Annotated in this window: 17 protein-coding genes; 3 read left to right on the forward strand and 14 right to left on the reverse strand. The window is 66.1% G+C overall.

Features of this window, described 5'->3' with window-relative positions; translation table 11 throughout:
• Positions 1 to 102 precede the first annotated feature (102 nt).
• Both ACWPWT_RS08785 and ACWPWT_RS08790 read right to left on the reverse strand, forming a co-directional pair.
• Positions 103 to 1305, reverse strand: coding sequence for a M24 family metallopeptidase (locus ACWPWT_RS08785; RefSeq protein WP_454279361.1), 1203 nt, complete (start codon positions 1303 to 1305; stop codon positions 103 to 105).
• 128 nt (positions 1306 to 1433) lie between these two features.
• Positions 1434 to 2942, reverse strand: a complete 1509-nt coding sequence (locus tag ACWPWT_RS08790; protein WP_454279362.1) for a S10 family peptidase — start codon at positions 2940 to 2942, stop codon at positions 1434 to 1436.
• Between the two features lie 191 nt (positions 2943 to 3133).
• Here ACWPWT_RS08790 and uvrA point away from each other — a divergent pair, with 191 nt between their 5' ends.
• The 3 genes from uvrA to ACWPWT_RS08805 all read left to right on the forward strand — a co-directional run bounded on the left by uvrA (position 3134) and on the right by ACWPWT_RS08805 (position 7295).
• On the forward strand, positions 3134 to 6034 hold the full coding sequence (gene uvrA, locus ACWPWT_RS08795; protein ID WP_454279363.1) for an excinuclease ABC subunit UvrA: 2901 nt from the start codon (positions 3134 to 3136) through the stop codon (positions 6032 to 6034).
• A 227-nt stretch (positions 6035 to 6261) separates the two neighbouring features.
• On the forward strand, positions 6262 to 6663 hold the full coding sequence (locus ACWPWT_RS08800) for a glycine zipper 2TM domain-containing protein (RefSeq protein WP_261269286.1): 402 nt from the start codon (positions 6262 to 6264) through the stop codon (positions 6661 to 6663).
• 299 nt (positions 6664 to 6962) lie between these two features.
• Complete coding sequence (locus ACWPWT_RS08805; protein ID WP_454279364.1) at positions 6963 to 7295, forward strand: hypothetical protein; 333 nt, start codon at positions 6963 to 6965, stop codon at positions 7293 to 7295.
• Here the strand turns inward: ACWPWT_RS08805 and ACWPWT_RS08810 are convergent.
• From ACWPWT_RS08810 to ACWPWT_RS08865, 12 genes are all read right to left on the reverse strand, one after another.
• Positions 7283 to 8311, reverse strand: a complete 1029-nt coding sequence (locus tag ACWPWT_RS08810) for a cell wall hydrolase (RefSeq protein ID WP_454279365.1) — start codon at positions 8309 to 8311, stop codon at positions 7283 to 7285. The genes ACWPWT_RS08805 and ACWPWT_RS08810 overlap by 13 nt on opposite strands.
• Before the next feature lie 172 nt (positions 8312 to 8483).
• Positions 8484 to 11336 carry a M16 family metallopeptidase gene (locus ACWPWT_RS08815; RefSeq protein ID WP_454279366.1) on the reverse strand — a complete coding sequence of 951 codons (2853 nt, stop codon included), beginning with the start codon at positions 11334 to 11336 and terminating at the stop codon, positions 8484 to 8486.
• A 25-nt stretch (positions 11337 to 11361) separates the two neighbouring features.
• Entirely contained in the window at positions 11362 to 11574 is a 213-nt protein-coding gene (locus ACWPWT_RS08820) for a hypothetical protein (protein ID WP_454279367.1), read from the reverse strand.
• 23 nt (positions 11575 to 11597) lie between these two features.
• The gene (gene tgt, locus ACWPWT_RS08825) at positions 11598 to 12728 is read right to left on the reverse strand and encodes a tRNA guanosine(34) transglycosylase Tgt (protein WP_454279368.1); all 1131 of its coding nucleotides are present in this window, start codon (positions 12726 to 12728) and stop codon (positions 11598 to 11600) included.
• On the reverse strand, positions 12725 to 13222 hold the full coding sequence (locus ACWPWT_RS08830; protein WP_454279369.1) for an EF-hand domain-containing protein: 498 nt from the start codon (positions 13220 to 13222) through the stop codon (positions 12725 to 12727). The genes tgt and ACWPWT_RS08830 overlap by 4 nt, the downstream gene beginning before the upstream one ends.
• Entirely contained in the window at positions 13219 to 14256 is a 1038-nt protein-coding gene (gene queA, locus ACWPWT_RS08835) for a tRNA preQ1(34) S-adenosylmethionine ribosyltransferase-isomerase QueA (protein WP_454279370.1), read from the reverse strand. Before queA ends, ACWPWT_RS08830 begins: the two co-directional genes overlap by 4 nt.
• Positions 14253 to 15029 (reverse strand): peptidylprolyl isomerase, encoded by a 777-nt coding sequence (locus tag ACWPWT_RS08840; protein ID WP_454279371.1) that lies wholly within the window; start codon positions 15027 to 15029, stop codon positions 14253 to 14255. The genes queA and ACWPWT_RS08840 overlap by 4 nt, the downstream gene beginning before the upstream one ends.
• A 97-nt stretch (positions 15030 to 15126) precedes the next feature.
• Positions 15127 to 15630, reverse strand: a complete 504-nt coding sequence (gene coaD, locus ACWPWT_RS08845) for a pantetheine-phosphate adenylyltransferase (protein WP_261269277.1) — start codon at positions 15628 to 15630, stop codon at positions 15127 to 15129.
• Positions 15627 to 16526: a polyprenyl synthetase family protein gene (locus ACWPWT_RS08850; RefSeq protein WP_454279372.1), complete on the reverse strand. Its 900-nt coding sequence runs from the start codon at positions 16524 to 16526 to the stop codon at positions 15627 to 15629. Before ACWPWT_RS08850 ends, coaD begins: the two co-directional genes overlap by 4 nt.
• Before the next feature lie 4 nt (positions 16527 to 16530).
• Positions 16531 to 16770, reverse strand: a complete 240-nt coding sequence (locus tag ACWPWT_RS08855; protein WP_007406073.1) for an exodeoxyribonuclease VII small subunit — start codon at positions 16768 to 16770, stop codon at positions 16531 to 16533.
• 71 nt (positions 16771 to 16841) lie between these two features.
• Entirely contained in the window at positions 16842 to 17018 is a 177-nt protein-coding gene (locus ACWPWT_RS08860) for a hypothetical protein (RefSeq protein ID WP_261269275.1), read from the reverse strand.
• Positions 17018 to 18778, reverse strand: coding sequence for a sensor domain-containing diguanylate cyclase (locus ACWPWT_RS08865; protein WP_454279373.1), 1761 nt, complete (start codon positions 18776 to 18778; stop codon positions 17018 to 17020). The genes ACWPWT_RS08860 and ACWPWT_RS08865 overlap by 1 nt, the downstream gene beginning before the upstream one ends.
• Positions 18779 to 18960: the final 182 nt, after the last annotated feature.

Consider the following 18960-nt stretch of genomic DNA (forward strand, 5'->3'; position numbering starts at 1 on the left):
GCGGGCGATCATCTTCGCGCCTCCGCGTCTCCGCGCGAACAAAATCCTTCGCGGCATCGCGTCTTCGCGTGAACCAATCCCGGCCTCAGCCGGGGTCACGCCTTACCCGAGATCGTCGATCGCGGGCTGCGGCTCGGTAAACCACGCCGCGCCCGTCTCGGTGACGTAGAAGTGATCCTCCAGCCGTACGCCGAAACGCTCCGGTACGACGATCATCGGCTCGTTGGAAAAGCACATGCCGGGGGTCAGCGGCGTCCGGTCGCCGCGCACCAGATAGGCCGGCTCGTGGATCGACAGGCCGATGCCGTGCCCGGTGCGATGCGGCAGGCCGGGCAGACGGTAATCGGGACCGAGCCCGGCGCGCTCCAAAACCGCCCGCGCGGCGTAATCGACCGCCTCGCACGGCACGCCCGGCCGGACGGCGGCGAAGGCGGCGGCCTGGGCCTCCTTCTCGATATCCCAGATGCGACGGACCTCGTCGCCGACATCGCCGAACGCATAGGTGCGGGTGATGTCGCTATGATAGCCGTCGATCAGCGTGCCGGTATCGACCAGCACCACATCGCCGTCGCGCAGCACATCGTCCTGCGGCAAGCCATGCGGAAAGGCGGTCGAGCGGCCGAACTGCACCGCGCAAAAATAATTGCCCGTCGACGCTCCCAGCGCCCGGTGCGCCGCGTCGATGAAGCGGATCACCTCGGACGCGCGAATGCCCTCGTGCAGGATGCGCGCGGCGCGGCGGTGGACCTCCAGCGTCATTGCCATGGCCTGTTTCATCAGCGCGATTTCGGCCGCCGACTTGATCATGCGACAGCCATCGACCACCGGTCCGGCATCGACCAGCGCCACGCCCGGCGCGGCGGCGCGGATACGCTCGACGAACAGGAACGCCATGGCCGGGTCGATCGCCAATGTCTTCGCGCCCGCCGCCGTCAAGGCATCGGCGACCAGTGCGGAGGGGCTTTCATCCTCTTCCCACAGCCGGATGTCGGTCGCGGGGATGGCCAGGCTCGCCTCGAAAGACCCGAGTTCGAAGGCCGGGCAGATGAAGACCGGATCGCCCGCGATCGGCAACAGCATCGCTACCAGCCGTTCGGTCGCGCCCCAGGCGACACCGGTAAAGTAGCGCAAGCTGGCACCCGCGCCGATCAGCAGCGTATCGGCCCCCATCTGCCCCATCAATTCGCGCGCACGGGCCAGCCTCTGTGCGCGCTCCTCCGACGTGATGACCGGAGCGGGGTTCGCCCAAAGCGACAGGCTCGCCAGTTCGCGCTCCGCCGTTGATCCCCCGATCATTCCTGCCATGCTATTCGCTCCGTTTCGTATACGGTTGGCGTGTTAGCGCGGGTTGGCTTGAGGCGCCAGACGGGGCGTGGGCTTCGACCGCGCTCAGGGTGAACGGCGGTGGATATGTCTCCGCAGAGGTGGGAGACTCACCCCCCGTACATCGCCATCGCATCGCGCCGGAATGCCGCGCCGCTGTCCGAGCGGCTGTAGAACATGTGCCCGCCCGGATAGACGTTCAGGTGCACACGCTGCGCCACGCCATAGCTCGGCATCTGGTCGACGATCAGTCGAGACGCGAAATAGGGGCAGGACAGGTCGTCCCAGCCATGGACGATCATCACCTTCATCTTGGGATCGTTGGCGATCGCCTTGCGCAGGTCGGTGACGGGTGTGTCGTCGGGCTTTCCGCGATCCCAGGCGCTGTTCACCTCATAGGACAGCGCATGATAGCGGGCGTCGGTCTTCCAACCCACTTCGCGCGTCACGAAATCGACCATCGCGCTGGTCGTCGGGGCGATCAGCGAGTCGAGCAACGGGTCGTTCGAGCGCTGCTGCGACGACCAGGGGAAGGGGTCGAAGGCGGTGACGTTTGAGTCGTAGATGCTGCCGATCGTAGAATCGTTGCGGTGGATTTCCCGCAGATAGGTGCGCGTATCGACCCGCCCGCCCAGCTTGCGCACCAGCGCCGGGTCAAGCCCGGTCAGTTCCGACACCCGCGTGACCAGACGGTCGACGGCCTGCGTGTCCGACCGCCCGCGCATCAGATCGCGGAGGTAATCGCCGCGCGCATAGGCCTCGACGCCGGCCATGGACTCGGCATTGAGCTTGCCTTGCCGCTCCAGCTGCGCGGCCGCCATAGAGGGCAGGTCGATCATCCACGGCAAGGGCGACAGCGCCGTCGCGTCATCGCCCGAAGCAGGATCGAGATAGGGCGACACCATCACCAGCCCGTTCACCCCGACGCCGATCTGCGACTGAAGCTCATAGGCGATGCGCGGTGCGCGATAGCCGCCATAGCTTTCGCCCATCACATATTTGGGCGAGCGCAACCGCCCTTCCTTGACCAGCCAGTCATAGACGACCTTGGACAGATATTTGATGTCGGGATCGTTGGCGTAGAAGGCCTTCTTCGTCTCCGCCTCGTCAACCAGGCTGCGGCTGAACCCCGTGCCGATGGGATCGATGAATACCAGATCGGTGAAATCCAGCCAGCTATTGGGATTGTCGGTCGTAATCGGCGCGTCGGAGGGGGCATCGCCCTGCGCACCGAACGGCACCCGCTTCGGCCCCACCGCGCCCATGTTGAGATAGACCGACGACGCACCCGGCCCGCCATTGAATGCGAAGGTCACCGGCCGCCGCACATCGCCGCCGGGCACGGTATAGGCGGTGTAGACGACCTGCCCGATCTCCTTGCCCTTGTCGTCGCGCACCGGAATCTTGCCGATGGTCGCCTTGTAGCTGACGACCCTGCCGCCGATCCGCGCGGTCTGGGTGATCGTCTTGTCGTCGGGGAGGGGCGGGCGCTTGGCCTCGTCGTCCTTCTTCTCGGTAGTCGTCGTCTTGGTTTCGGTCTTCTCCGCCTTTTGCGCGAATGCCGGGGTCGTACCGGCGGCGAGCAGCAACAGCGCGGACAGATGCAGGGTCTTCGACAAGATGGAAGGTCTCCACAAACAGGATGTGATACTATATCACATGGAGCCATCGAGAAGTGCAATCCCCATGCCCCGGCCGGGATCATGGGCGATTGCCGTACGTTACCGCAAGTCTCGGCTCTCGAAAGTGAGAGCCTCGCTTCCTATCTCGCCTCTGGCATTTATCCCGGAACAGAAGTAGAACCCGCCCTATGCTGACTAAGATTTCCGTCCGCGGCGCGCGCGAGCACAATCTCAAGGATGTCGATATCGACATTCCCCGTGACACGCTGACGGTGATCACCGGCCTGTCGGGGTCGGGCAAGTCTTCACTCGCCTTCGACACCATCTATGCCGAGGGGCAGCGCCGCTATGTCGAGTCGCTGTCGGCCTATGCGCGCCAGTTCCTGGAGATGATGCAGAAGCCGGACGTCGACCATATCGAGGGACTGTCGCCCGCCATCTCGATCGAGCAGAAGACGACCAGCCGCAATCCGCGCTCGACCGTGGCGACGGTCACCGAGATTTACGACTATATGCGCCTGCTCTGGGCGCGCGTCGGCATTCCCTACAGCCCCGCCACCGGCGAACCGATCGCGGCGCAGACGGTCAGCCAGATGGTCGACCGGGTGATGACGCTGCCCGAGGGCACGCGCCTCTATCTGCTCGCGCCCGTCGTGCGCGGCCGTAAGGGCGAGTATCGCAAGGAAATGGCCGAGTGGCAGAAGGCGGGCTTCACCCGTGTCCGCATCGACGGCCAGCTCTACGAGATCGACGAGGCGCCCGCGCTCGACAAGAAGTTCAAGCACGACATCGAGGTGGTGGTCGATCGCCTGGTGGTGCGCGAGGATATCGCCACGCGCCTTGCCGACAGTTTCGAGACCGCGCTGAAGCTGGCCGATGGCCTGGCCTATGTCGATCCCGCCGATCCGGTCGAGCCGCACACGCCCAAGTCGGCGGTGCTGGGCGACAATGCGCCCGATGGCCGGATCGTGTTCTCGGAGAAATTCGCCTGCCCGATCTCCGGCTTCACCATCTCCGAGATCGAGCCGCGCCTCTTCTCGTTCAACGCGCCGCAGGGGGCGTGCCCGGCCTGTGACGGCCTGGGCGAAAAGCTGATCTTCGACGAAGACTTGGTCGTCCCCAATCACGAGCTGTCGATCAAGAAGGGCGCAGTCGTGCCCTGGGCCAAGTCCAATCCGCCCAGCCCCTATTATATGCAGGTGCTGGGCAGCCTCGCGCGCGAGTTCGGCTTTTCGCTGGAGACGCCGTGGAAGGACCTCGACCCCAAGGTGCAGGAGGTGATCCTGCACGGCACAAAGGGCAAGGCGGTCACGCTGACCTTCATCGACGGCAAGAAGTCCTACGACGTCAAGAAGCCGTTCGAGGGCGTGATCGGCAATCTCAACCGCCGGATGCTCCAGACCGAGAGCGCCTGGATGCGCGAGGAATTGTCCAACTATCAGTCGTCGCAGCCCTGCGAAGTCTGCCACGGCGCACGGCTGAAGCCCGAGGCGCGGGCGGTCAAGATCGCGATGCAGGACATCAGCCACGCGACGCGGCTGTCGGTGGTCGATGCGCTGGCCTTCTTCACCGGACTCCCTGAGCATCTGACCGACCAGCAGCGTGCCATCGCGCAGCCGATCCTGAAGGAGATCATCGAGCGGCTGGGCTTCCTCAACAATGTCGGGTTGGATTACCTGAATCTCGACCGGACCAGCGGCACGCTGTCGGGTGGCGAGAGCCAGCGGATTCGCTTGGCGTCGCAGATCGGTTCGGGCCTGTCGGGCGTACTGTACGTGCTGGACGAGCCGTCGATCGGGCTTCACCAGCGCGACAACGACATGTTGCTGGCGACGCTGCGGCGGTTGCGCGACCTGGGCAACACCGTGCTGGTGGTCGAGCATGACGAGGATGCGATCCGCACCGCCGATTATGTCATCGACATGGGGCCGGGGGCGGGCGTGCATGGCGGCCAGATCGTCGCGCACGGCACGCTCAAGCAGTTGCTCAAGTCCAAGACCAGCATCACCGCCGATTACCTCAACGGTACGCGCGAGATCGCGGTGCCCGCCAAGCGCCGCAAGGGATCGGGCAAGAAGCTGACCGTGCACAAGGCGACCGCCAACAACCTGCAAGGCGTGACCGCGAGCATTCCGCTCGGCACCTTCACCTGCATCACGGGCGTGTCGGGGTCGGGCAAGTCGAGCTTCACCATCGACACCCTCTATGCCGCCGCCGCGCGGACGCTCAACGGCGCGCGCATCCTGGCGGGCAAGCATGAAAAGATCAGCGGGCTCGAACATCTCGACAAGGTGATCGACATCGACCAGTCGCCGATCGGCCGCACGCCCCGGTCGAACCCGGCCACCTATACCGGCGCCTTCACCCAGATTCGCGACTGGTTCGCGGGGCTGCCCGAGGCGCAGGCGCGCGGGTACAAGCCCGGCCGGTTCAGCTTCAACGTCAAGGGCGGCCGGTGCGAGGCGTGCCAGGGCGATGGCGTCCTTAAGATCGAGATGCACTTCCTGCCCGACGTCTATGTCACCTGTGACGTCTGCCACGGCGCGCGCTACAATCGCGAGACGCTGGAGGTGAAGTTCAAGGGCCACTCGATCGCCGATGTGCTCGACATGACGGTCGAGGACGCCGCCGAATTCTTCCAGGCGGTGCCGCCGATCCGCGACAAGATGGCGATGCTGGTCGAGGTGGGGCTGGGTTACGTCAAGGTCGGCCAGCAGGCGACCACCCTGTCGGGCGGCGAGGCGCAGCGGGTGAAGCTTGCCAAGGAACTCTCGCGCCGAGCGACGGGCAACACGCTCTACATCCTCGACGAGCCGACCACGGGGCTTCACTTCGAGGATGTGCGCAAGCTGCTCGAAGTGCTGCATGCGCTGGTCGAGCAAGGCAATACGGTGGTGGTGATCGAGCATAATCTCGATGTCATCAAGACCGCCGATTGGATCGTCGATCTGGGCCCCGAAGGCGGCGTCAAGGGCGGCGAGATCGTCGCGGTCGGCACCCCTGAAGTCGTCGCGGCCGAACCGCGCAGCTTTACGGGCAAGTATCTCAAGCCGTTGCTCGATAAGGGACAGGCGCAGGCGGCCGAATAGCGTTTCGGGGCCATGGGACCGGTGGTCTCAAGGCCTTCGCCTTCGCTTGGGCCGAAGACGGCTGGGGTGAAGGGTGGCTCGGACCGGCAGTCCCAACGCCACGGTCACGCCGCCTGAGCGAAGCGAATCCCAAGCCCTTTGGGACGATCCGTAGGCCATATTTAACGTATCGCAACTTTTCGCGCGACCGAGCGATTCTCCCCGCACGACCCATGAGGGAGGATGCAATGCGTGCAATGACACTCGGTCTGGTTGCAGCCGCGACGTTGGTTTCCGGATGCTCCACCTATGGCGGCGGCGACTTCGGCGGACCGCGTTACGCCTATGACTATAACCGCCCCGATCCCGCTTATGGCGGCTATTATGCCGACCGCTACTATGTCGATAATCAGCGCTATCGCGAGCGGCGCCTGGGGCGCAACGACCGTGTCTATGTCGGGCAGGACGGCCGTTATTATTGCCGCCGCAACGACGGCACCACCGGCCTGATCGTCGGCGGGATCGCGGGTGGTGCGCTGGGCGCTGCGATCACCTCGGGTGGCTCGCAGACGCTCGGTACGCTGCTGGGCGCCGCTGGTGGCGCACTGGCCGGACGTGCGATCGAGCGGAATAATGTGCGCTGCCGCTGAGCCGGTCGGCGTATGAGGAAACGGGTCGGTTTGTCGCCTCCATTCGGACGCGACGGACCGGCCCCTCTTTATGGGGTGCGGCGATCCAGTCCATGGGCACGGCAAGCCGACCAGCGTGTCCGTTAATCGGGTAGGCTTGCAACTGTGGCGCGCTGCCTGCCGAGTGAAGATGAACGAAGCTCGCGCACTTGCGACACTTGGTGACACTTTCGTTAAGTGATTGGGACAGCTCTGCGATCACCGCCCCCCATTTTTGCGTTCGGGCCAGTAATCGCCCGCTTTGTAATGGGAGTAACGTCATGAAGGCCATGATTCTCGCAGGCTTGGGGTTCGCCACCATCGCCGTTCCGTCGGTCGCCGATGCGCAGCGTTGGACCCCGATCGCCCAGCGCCAGGGCCGGCTCCAGACGCGGATCGATCAGGGCATTCGCTCGGGCGCGCTGGACCGGCGTGAGGCGGTTCGCCTGCGTTCGCAATTGCGCGATCTCAGCCAGCTCGAATATCGCTATCGCCGTTCGGGCGGCGGGCTGAGCGCATCGGAGCGCAGCGATCTCGACCGCCGCTATGCGGTGCTCAGCCGTCAGGTCCGCTTCGAAAAGCATGACCGCTTCGACCGTCATCACCGCCGTTGATCGGTGACGGGGGGCGCGCCCGCCAAGCTAGGGCGCGGTCCGTCCGGCCGCTCGATCGGGCGGCCGCTATCCTTCCACTTGTCGAGTATCTCGCCGGACCGGGCCAGCCGGTCACTGATGACCGTACCACTGGTCGCATCTGGCGAGGGCGCGCTTGTCCTGCCGTGCGGGGCGGGCGGAGCGGCGACGCTGGCGTTTATCGCGAGCGTTGGGGGAACGGCCAGTGCCTTGGGATCGGGTGAAGGCGCGCCACTCGCCGTCGCCGCCTTGCTGTCGGTGGCGGGCGGGATTGGTAGGACTTCCCCGCCGCTATAGGCCCGGTTCATCGCCGCGGCGGTGCCCCAATACCCCTTCCACCGATGGAACAGATGCGCGCCGACCATGTCGGTCATCACCATCGCCCGGTTCCAGGACGGGGCGACCGCGAATGTATGGTAATGGGTGGCAAGCCCGATCGCGGCGAACACGTTGCCCGACAAGGCCGAGGCGGCGATCCGGGCCGCCCGCGCCCAACCGTCCACCGAGGGCCTGCGGGCCAGCGCGCCATCGCAGACGAAGCTGAACTGGCAATGCGCCCGCTCCATCCCCTGATAGACGACGCCGCACACCGTGCCGGGAAAGGCCGGATGGCGCGCCCGGTTCAGGACCACCTGCGCCACGGCGCGCTGGCCGTCGATGCTCTCGCCGCTGGCTTCGTAATAAATGGCGGCGGTCAGGCACTGCATCGCGCGGGCGCGATCGATCGCGGTGGCCGATCCCCAGCGAAAGGGGCGGGCGGCGACCATGAACTGATCCGCGGGACTCGCGCCCGGCGGGATAGGTAGTGCGGGCAGGGCAACCGTCCCCGTGCTGCCATCAAGGGCGGGCAATCCACCGGTCACTGTGGGCGGGGTGGCTGGTGGAGGCAAAGACGGGGCCGCCGCCTGTTGCTCCGAGTGTCGCCGGGCTCCCTGCGCCGCTAGCATCAGGCCGAACGTCAGCATCAGGCCGACCAGCGCCAGCCAGACCTGTACCATCCGTCTTACCGTCTGCCTCGCCACCCGCAAAATGGGGACTCCTCCCGCTATAGCATATCCGGTTTGTGGCTATACCCGAGAGGGTTAAGAATTTTGCGTCGTGCCGGGCCCGGCCCACCACCGAGTTTCGGGCGGTGCTCCTCCCCAAGCCGAGCCTGGGGAGGGATTGGCGTCAGCGCAGCTTGGGGGAATCGAGGTCGATCGATTCCGCCGGGATCACCTCGACCTGCGGATGGCCTTGACGCAATGCGGGCAGGAACTGCTTGGCGTCGCCCACCACGACGATGCTCGCCGCCTGGGGATCGAGCAGCGCCGCAGAGACCGACCGGACCGCCGTCGAGTCGACCGCCTGCACGCGCGGTATGTACCGGCTCAGTTCCTCCAGCGGCACACCCTGAAGGGTGTAGCTGGCAAGGATGTCGGCAATGCCGTCGGTGGTCTCGATCGTCCGGCCGAAGCCGCCGACCAGCACCGCCTGCCGCGTCGACAATTCATCCTGCGAGACGGGGGCGCTGCCCAGCCTGCGCATCTCGGCATCGATCAGGCCGACCACTTCGGCCGCGGATGGATTTTTGGTCTGGGTCCGGGCGGAGATCAGGCCGATGTCGCGACCGGTCGCCACCGAACTGCCCGCGCCATAAGCCAGGCCGCGTTTGATACGGATCTCCTGATTGAGCCGCGACGAGAAGCCGCCGCCCAGCACCGTATTGGCGACGGCCAATGGGTAATAGCGGTCGTCGGCGCGGCGAATGCCCGAACGCGCGACGACCACGCCCGCCTGTCCGGCATCGGGCATGTCGACGACGATGACACGCGGGGCGGGGAAGGCGGGTTCGGCGGGTCTGGTCGCGGCGGTGGCGGCCCCCGCGACGCGCCAACCGCCCAGATGGCGTTCGGCCAGCGTGCGGGCCTGGGCGGGCGTGACGTCCCCGACCAGCAACAGGGTCGCCTGTCCCGGCTTCCAGCTTCGCGCATAGGCGGCGGTCAGGTCGGCGCGGGTCAGCGCCTTGAGCGAATTCGGCGTCCCCGACAGCGGTTGGCCATAGGCCCGGGCGCCATAGACCGCCCGGTCCGCGACCATCACCGAGAGTTGCGCCGGATTCTTCATCGCGACGTTCAGGCTGTCGATCGACTGGGTTCGCGCCCGGTCAATTTCCTTTTGGGCAAAGGCGGGATGGGTGGCGACATCGGCCAGGATCGTCATCGCCGTATCCGCCTGGGCCGAGGGGACGGTCAGGTCGATGCTCGCGCCGTCATCGGTCGCGCTGCTGGCGATCGAGCCGCCCAGGCTTTCGACCGCGCGGGCGATCTCCGTGGCGGAACGGGACTGCGTTCCCTTGGTCATCAATTCGGCGGACAGGCTGCTCGCGCCCGCCTTGCCCGCCGGATCGGTCGCGGCCCCGCCGAGCGCGACCAGCGAGGCGGTGACTAGGGGCAGGTCGTGCCGCTCGACCGTCACGACGCGCAGGCCGTTGGGCAGGGTGACGGTGACGGGCTGGGGCAGGGTGGGAGCGATCGCCTGGCCGGGGGCGGGGGGCAGGATGCGCTCGCCCTCGGGGGCGGGTGTAACAACCGGGATATTGGCGGGCGGGGTCAGCGCGGCGACCTGCACGCTGGGGGCGATCTCGATCGGCATTTCACGGACATTCGCTGGGCGATCGCTATCGGGCAGATAGCGGATGGTCGCGCTCTGCCGGTCGTTCAGATAGGCGCGGGCGACGCGTTGGATGTCGGCGGCGGTGACCTTCTGCACTGCGGCGATCTGGCGATCGGCGGCGCCGGGATCGCCGTCGATGATGACGCTGTTGGCGATCAGGCTGGCCTTACCCTCGGCGGTCTCGCGCTGCTTCAGCGCGGAGGTGAGCAGTTCGTTCTTCGCCTCGGCCAGTTCGGCGGCGGAGACGGGCGTATCACGCAGCCGGGCGATTTCCTTCTTCAGCGCGGCCTCGCCCTCGGCCACCGGCTTGCCGCTGGCCATCATCGCATAGGCGACGAGGTTGCCGGTCGATTGCTTGGTGTCGAGGAAGGTCGAGGCCGATTGCGCCAACTGGTCGCGATAGACCAGATCCTCGTACAGCCGCGAGCTTTCGCCTGCCGACAGGATCGCGTTCAGCACCATCAGCGCGGGCGTGTCGGCGCTCCGCTCGGGCGGGATGTGATAGCTGATCAGTATGGCGGGCAGCGGCGTGTTGGTCTCATAGACCGTGCGGGATACGGCCTGGGTCCGCTCCGGTTCCTGCACCGTCACGCGCGGGATCGGATTGGCGGGACGCTGGATGCCCGCGAAATATTGGTCGACCCAGCGGTTCAACTGCGCCGGATCGAAATTGCCCGACACCACCAACACCGCATTGTCGGGCCGGTAATAGGTGGCGTGGAAGGCGCGGACATCCTCGATGCCCGCCGATTCCAGTTCCTCCAGGCTGCCGATGCCCGGCCGCGCATAGGGGTGCACGCTATAGGCGAGCTTGGGGTAATAGATGGAGAACAGCTTGCCATAAGGCTGGGCGAGCGTGCGCTGGCGCAGTTCCTCCTTCACCACGTCGCGTTCGCTGGCGAAGCTCTTTGGCTCGACCACCAGCGCGGCCATACGGTCCGCCTCGGCGAAGAGCAGGCGTTGCAGATGGTTGGCGGGCACCACCTCGAAATAATTGGTGTAATCGTCGGCGGTGGAGGCATTGTTATAGCCGCCGACATCCTCGGTCAGGCGATCCATCTGTTCGGGGACCAGGTTGCGCGTCGCCTTGAACATCAGATGCTCGAACATATGCGCAAAGCCCGAGCGGCCCTTGGGGTCATCCTTCGACCCGACGTCATACCAGACCTGGACCGAGACGTTGGGCGTCGTCGTATCGCGAATGGCATAGACGCGCAGCCCATTGGGCAGGGTACGCGTCGTGAAATCGATGGGCTTCACGCTTTCCGTGCGCCCCCCCTGTTCACCTTGAGCAGCGGCGGTCTGTGCCCCCGCCAGCGAGGGAAGGGCGGCGACGCCGAGCAGGAGCGCGGCACGGATAAGGCGCATGAAGACCCTCGTTATGGAGTGCGGGTTACTTGGACTTGTTACGGGTGCCGTACAGCACCGCCGCGGCGATCGCGGTCGAGCCGATTCCGACGCCCAGCCCGATCTTGCCCAGCGGCCAGTTACGCGTCTGTTCCTTCACCGACTCCGCAGTGGCCTCGGCGGCGGCGACGGCATGCTCCTTGGCCTCCTTGGCGGCGGCGAGGATTTCGTTGGGCGCATCTTCGGTACGATCGGTCATGGTTACTCTCCTACTCGACCAGCTTATTTCTTGGCAGCGTAGCGCGCCCGGAAGTCGTCCGCAAAGGCTGTAAGGCGGCCTTCACCGATGGCGGCGCGCAGGTCGGCCATCATTTGCTGGTAGAACCAGATATTATGCTCGGTCATCAGCATCGCGCCCAGGATTTCCCCGGCGCGGACCAGATGATGGAGATAGGCACGGCTCCAGGTCGCACAGACCGGGCAGCCACAGGCGGGGTCGAGCGGCCCCTGATCCTCGGCGAAGCGTGCGTTGCGGATATTGATCGGGCCCGAGCGGGTAAAGGCCTGCCCAGTCCGCCCGGAACGTGTCGGCAGCACGCAGTCGAACATATCGACTCCGCGCTCGACGGCCCCCACAATGTCGGTCGGCTTGCCCACGCCCATCAGGTAGCGCGGCTTGCTGGCGGGAAGCTGGCCGGGCGCGAAATCAAGGCAGCCGAACATCGCCTCCTGTCCTTCGCCGACCGCCAGGCCGCCGATCGCGTAACCGTCGAACCCGATATCGACCAGCGCATCCGCCGACGATTTGCGGAATCCTTCGTCCAGCGCACCCTGCTGGATACCGAAGATCGCATTGTCCTCGGCATGCTGGCCGCCCGCGTCGAAGGCGTCGCGGCTGCGCTTCGCCCAACGCATCGAGCGTTCCATCGCGCTGGCCTGCACCTCGCGAGTCGAGGTGGTCGGAACCAGTTCGTCGAAGGCCATGACGATATTGCTGCCGAGCAGCCGCTGAATCTCGATCGAGCGTTCGGGGCTGAGCAGATGGCGGGTGCCGTCGAGATGGCTCTTGAACGCCACACCGTCCTCGGACCGCTTGGTAAGCTCGGCGAGGCTCATCACCTGATAGCCGCCCGAATCGGTCAGGATCGGCCGGTCCCAGCCCATGAAGCCGTGCAGGCCACCCAGCCGGTCGACCCGCTCGGCGCCAGGGCGCAGCATCAAGTGATAGGTGTTGCCCAGGATGATGTCGGCACCGCTCGCGCGCACATCGCCCGGCTTCATCGCCTTGACGGTGGCGGCGGTGCCGACGGGCATGAAGGCGGGGGTGCGGATCTCGCCGCGCTTCATGGTGATGGTGCCGGTGCGGGCGCGGCCGTCGGTGGCGTGGATGGCGAAGGAGAAGCGGGCGGTCATTTTCTTCTGTCTCGGGGCGCGAGCGGGCCGGTCGGGCCATTGGCGTCGGCGGGAATGGTGCGGATGGTCAGCGCCTCGGCCCGGCTGATCGCGCCGTCATGGTCGCGATCGAAGCGGGAGAAGAGGCGCGAGAAATGCGCCTGCAATTCGGGCAGGGTGATGCGGTTGTCATTGTTCTTGTCGACGTCGAACGGGCTGGGCAGCGCATTGCGGTCGCCCAGCCAGCGCTCCGCCCAATCGGCGAACTGGAGATAGCCGATCGATCCCTGATGCCCGGTGTCGATCAGGTCATAGGATCGCTTGACCCCGGCCTCCATCTCCTCACGCGTGGTCCGCCCGTCGGCATCGGAATCGAACGCAGCGATCATCATCGCTACCGGCTCCACGACCATGGTCGCAGGCGTCTGGGCGAAGGGGGTGGGGCGTGCGGTGACGGTGACCGTCTCGTTCGCCCCCGGCGTCGCCGCCTGAAGCAGCAGCGCCAGCACCATCATGCCGTGCGCTCGGGCAGCAACAGCGAGGCGTCGCCATAGCTGTAGAAGCGATACCCCTGGGCGATCGCATGGGCATAGGCCGCCTGCATCCGGTCCAGCCCCATCAGCGCGGAGACCAGCATGAACAGGGTCGAGCGCGGCAGGTGGAAATTGGTCATCAACCCGTCGATCCCGCGAAAGCGATAGCCTGGGGTGATGAAGATTGCGGTATCCCCTTCGAACGAGCGGATCACGCCGTCCTCGCCCGCCGCGCTTTCGATCAGGCGCAGCGAGGTGGTGCCCACCGCGATCACCCGGCCGCCCCGCCGCCGGACGGCGTTGAGCCGGTCGGCGGTCGTCGCGTCGATGCGGCCCCATTCGGCGTGCATCTTGTGATCGACGGTATCGTCCGCCTTGACCGGCAGGAAAGTGCCCGCGCCGACATGCAGTGTCAGTGTCGCATGCTCGATACCCGCCGCCGCCAGCGAGTCCAGCAGGCCGGGGGTGAAGTGCAGCGCCGCCGTGGGCGCGGCGACCGCGCCGGGCTCGTTGGCGAACATCGTCTGATAGTCTTCGGCGTCCTTCTCCGTGACGCCGCGCTTCTGCGCGATATAGGGGGGCAGGGGCATGGTGCCCGCCCGCTCCAGCAGCAGCTCGACCGGCTCGTCCCCGGCAAAGTCCAGCGCGAAGCTGCCATCCTCGGCCCGGTCGCGCGCGATGGCGGTAACGCCTACGCCGAAGTCGATCGCATCGCCCTCGTGCAATCGCTTGGCGTTGCGGATGAAGGCACGCCAGCGACGCGTGCCCTCGCGCTTGTGCAGCGTCGCGCCGATCTTCGCGTCACCGCGTGTCCCCTGCAACTGCGCGGGGATGACGCGGGTGTCGTTGAACACCAGCAGATCGCCCGCGCGTAGGCAGGCGGGCAGGTCGCTTACCCGCTCGTCACGGGTGACGTCGCCGTCCAGGACCAGCATCCGCGCCGAATCGCGCGGGGATGCCGGATAGAGCGCGATCCGCTCGGGCGGCAGCGCGAAGTCGAAATAATCTACGTTCACTTGGTCGCCGTTGCCGCCTTCTTGGCCGGAGCCGCCTTGGTCGCGGGACGGCGAACCGCCGCCGCCGCGGGCTTCGCAGGGGCGGCGCCCGGCAGCGTCACCGGCGCGCCCAGATTGGGGGCGGCGGCGGGGGCCATCGGGACATAGGCGGGGGGATTGTCGGCGGCGATATAGGCGTGGACGATCTTGCTCGGGTTCGCAGGCGGCTCACCGCGTTCGATCCCGTCGACATATTGCATGCCGTCGATCACCCGGCCGAACACCGTGTACTTCTTGTCGAGCGCGAAGCGCGGCTGGAAGACGATGTAGAACTGGCTGTTGGCGCTGTTGGGGTCGTCCGCCCGCGCCGCCGCCACCGATCCGCGCACATGCGGCAGATAGTTGAACTCGGCCGTGATGTTGGGCAGGTCCGAACCGCCGGTGCCATCGCCCTTGGGATCGCCGCCCTGCGCCATGAAGCCGTCGATCACGCGGTGGAAGGTCAGGCCATCATAGAAATGGCGACGGGTCAGCGTCTTGATCCGCTCGACCATCTTGGGCGCGACATCCGGGCGCAGCCAGATGGTGACCCGGCCACCCGTGGACAGGTCGAGCAACCACAGATTCTCCTTGTCGGTCACCGGCGGCGGCGTCGGACGGCCGGCGACGTTGACCTCCAGCACCTGTGCCGCCTTGGCGGGGGTGGTGAATTTGGGCTGGGACTGGGATTGGGCCTGTGCCGGAACGGCGATCAGGCTGGCCATCATCATGGCAAGAGCGGCGAGAACGCGCATCACATCTCTACGACAAGGAAAGGAATGGGGTGGCTGTAGAGCAAATCGCCCCTTGCGCCAATCTGAACCTTCGCGCCGAATTCCTTCGCTTTGCGGGTCAGGATCCCTTGCGTCCGACCAGTTCGACGCGCCGGACCACGTCCTCGCGGACGGCGGGGGTCACGAATTTGGCGATGTTGCCGCCATAGATGGCGATTTCCTTGACCAGGCGGCTGGCGATGGGTTGCAGCGCGACATCGGCCATCAGGAAGACGGTTTCGACCCGCGGATTGATCTGCTGGTTCATGCCCGCCATCTGGTACTCATATTCGAAGTCGGCGACGGCGCGCAGGCCCCGGACGATCACCTTCGCCCCTTCGCGCTCGGCGAAGTCCATCAGCAGCGAATCGAAGGCGACGACGTGAATCTCGCCCGCCACCTCGGCGACTTCGCGGCGGACCATCTCCATGCGCTCGTCGAGGGTGAACATGGGAGACTTGGACGGGTTGGTCGTCACTCCGATCACCAGCCGGTCGACCAGCTTCGCACCGCGCCGGATGATGTCCATATGGCCCAACGTGACGGGATCGAAGGTCCCCGGATAGACGCCGATCCGGGTCACCGGTCGCGCTCCACGACATAGGCGGCGATGGCGCGTAGCAAGTCGGCCTCAGAGCCGTAATCCCGCAAATGCTCGATCGCCTGGGCGACCAGCATCCGGCACTGCTCGCGCGCGCGCTCGACGCCCAGGAGGCTGAGGAAGGTCGCCTTGCCGGCATCCTCGTCCTTGCGCAGCTTCTTGCCCGCCACCGCCTCGTCGCCCTCGGCATCGAGCAGATCGTCAGCAATCTGAAAGGCGAGGCCCAGATCATGGGCATAGCCGCGCAAATGGGTGCGGCCCTCGGGGGGTACGCGGCCTAGTATCGCGCCCGCTTCCACCGCCGCGCAGATCAGCGCGCCGGTCTTCATCTGCTGAAGCCGGGTGACGGTGGCGAGGTCGAAGGTCTGGCGCTCGGCCTCCAGATCCATCTGCTGCCCGCCCGCCATGCCGCTGGGGCCGGAGGCGCGTGCGAGGTCGAGGATCAACTCGGACCGGACGAAGGGATCGGCATGGGTCGCCGGATCGGCCAGAATCTCGAAGGCCAGCGCGTGGAGGCAGTCGCCCGCCAGGATCGCCGTCGCCTCGTCGAACGCCTTGTGGACGGTCGGCTTGCCGCGACGCATGTCGTCGTCGTCCATCGCGGGCAGATCGTCATGGATCAGCGAATAGACATGGATCGCCTCCAGCGCGGTCGCGACCCAGCCCGCGCAATCGCGGTCCACGTCGAACAGATGCGCAGTGGCGAAGACGAGCAGGGGACGAAGCCGCTTGCCCCCGCCGATCGCGGCATGGCGCATCGCGGCGTAGAGCGAGGAGCGCGGATCGCCCGGATCGGCGAGCAGCGTGGCGAAGCGCTGGTCGATATCCTCGGCGACTTCGATCAGCGCGTCGGACAACGTTGCGGCGTTCAGCGTCACGCGATCAGCCTGCCTGGAACGGGCGGGTGCCGGCGGCCTTGCCCTCGGCATCCAGGCGAATCGCCTCGATCCGGGCCTGTGCAGCGTCGAGCCGCTCGGCGCAACGCTGGCGCAGACGGTCGCCGCGCTCATAGAGGCGGATCGATTCGTCGAGCGTCGCTTCGCCGCTTTCCAGTCGGCCGACGATCCTCTCCAATTCCTTGAGGGCGTCCTCGAACGTCAGTTCTTCGATGGGCGTATCCATGACGTCGCTATGCGGCACGTGTCGCACGGGCGCAAGGATGCTCGCGCAATCGTTGCAAGCCAAATAGATGCTTATCGGAGGCGGCGGACCGTCCAGGTGTAGAGAAACGAGACGCCGAAGACGCCCAGATCGATCGCGGCCTGTACGCGGCGCGGCGATCGGTCGGTCAGGTCATGGGTGATCAGGCGAATATCCGCGGTCGGGTGACGATAGGCCAGTGCCAGCAGCGCCAGCGCCGTCATGGCCATCAGAATCCGCCGTTCGCGCACACGCCCTTCTCCCCTCGCCGATACTTACGCCGGGTGCGGGCGGCGGGCAAGAGGGGGGCGGGGTAGGCGCCATCGGCGGCCGGGCCCTGGCCGCCCGGCACCGTGACGCCCCAGCAGGCACGGTCGCGCCCGCCATTCTTGGCGGCGAACAGCGCCTGGTCGGCCTCGCGATAGACCAGGCGCCAATCCTCCTCATTGCGCATCGGGCCGGTGCACAGGCCCAGGCTGGCGGTGACCTTCGCCCCCGTGGGATAGGTGGCGGCCCGCAGGCGCGCGAGCAGCGTGTCGGCATCGGGCGCGCGGGCGGCATCGGCCAGCAGCGCGAACTCCTCACCCCCGATTCGCGCCACCAGCATGTCGGGACCCAACGCACCAGCCAACGCCTTGGCAAAGATGCGCAGCACATCGTCGCCGCCGTCATGGCCCAGCAGATCGTTGATCCGCTTGAAGTGATCGATATCGGCCAGGATCAGCGTCTGCGGGCCGCTGCGACCGATCGCCTGGTCGAGAAAGGCGCGGCGATTGAACAGGCCGGTCAGCGGATCGGTATCGGCCAGCCGTCGCGCGACGCGCTCGTCCTCGCGCGCCAGATCGCGTTCGCGACTGAGCAGATAGATGCGATAGGCGACGCCGAGACTGGCGATCAAGGCCTCCGCTCCCATCGACAGGACCGTCGATTGGTCGATCCATGGCCGCCATTCGATCAGGTGAAGCGCATGGAGGACGCGGAACATCGCCAGGACGATCGGTGTGCCCCAGGCGATGGCGAAGGCCCATAGGAAGTTGCTGCGATGGCGCCAGGCGTTCACCAGCACGGCGACCAGGAAGACCAGCAGGATCAGGAAGCCCATGACCACCGCCATGTCGAGCGTGCGGATCCAATAGGGGGCAAGCAAGGCGAAGGCGATATTGGGCAGGGCAACCAGGACGAAGGTGACGATGGCCCATTGATCCAGCCACTTCTCGAACACCTTGCGCTCGAAAAAGTGGCGCGCGAACACGACCAGGGTCAGCGCGACGCCGCCCAGCATGATCGCGTTCAACCGATGACGTTCGTTGTTGTCGAGCCCGGGCAGCCATTGGCCGATCAGCCCCGATGAGGACAGCGTATAGCCGGTGATGAAGAACAGCAGCAGGCAGTAAATGGGTTGCAGCGGCTGGCGCAGCGCGGGCCAAAGCGCCAGATTATAGACGCCCAGGCCGACGACCAGCCCCATGATGATGCCATAGACCAGTCCCAGCGACGCCTCGGCGGCTCGGGCCTGGCTATAATGTTCGATCTTCGCACCGCGCACCACGCCACGCATATTGGCCGCGCCATGCACCTCCCACAGGACGCGTACCGGGCGCGACTCCTCGCGGGGGATCGGTACCGCGATCATCGCACCCAGTCGCAGATAGGGCGAGGTGGTGGCGCTGGTGTAGGAGACGCGTCGAATGCTGCCATCGGCATAAAGGAAGTAGAGCGTGGTCGCATCCTGCCAGGCGCTCGCGAAGCTGACGCTCAGCTGATCGCGAGGATCGCCCGGAACGATGGGCAGGGGCTGCGACATGACCCAGAAGTCGCCCGCACCGTAGGATGACGGATCGCGCGTGCAGTCGAAACGCTGCGGCGCGGCGAACAGGGCCGACGGCGTCTGGCCGGATGCGATCGGCAGGATGCAGGTCCGGATCGGCAGCCCGACATCGGCACGCGCAACCGCAAATGGCCAGAAGACCATCAGCAGTGCGATCGCCAATGCAAGTTTCCTGATCGGAACCGTTCCGTTCATAACCAATGATGTGTCTGCAAAACGACGAAAAATCGGTTAAGGCCAGGGTTGAGGCCTAGATTTCGGGCGATCCTTTATCGCATCGCGCTTCGATGCGACATAGAAAAGGCCGGGTATTGCTACCCGGCCTTTGTCCGATCTGGATGTTG

This window comes from Sphingomonas sp. Marseille-Q8236 (assembly GCF_965112005.1).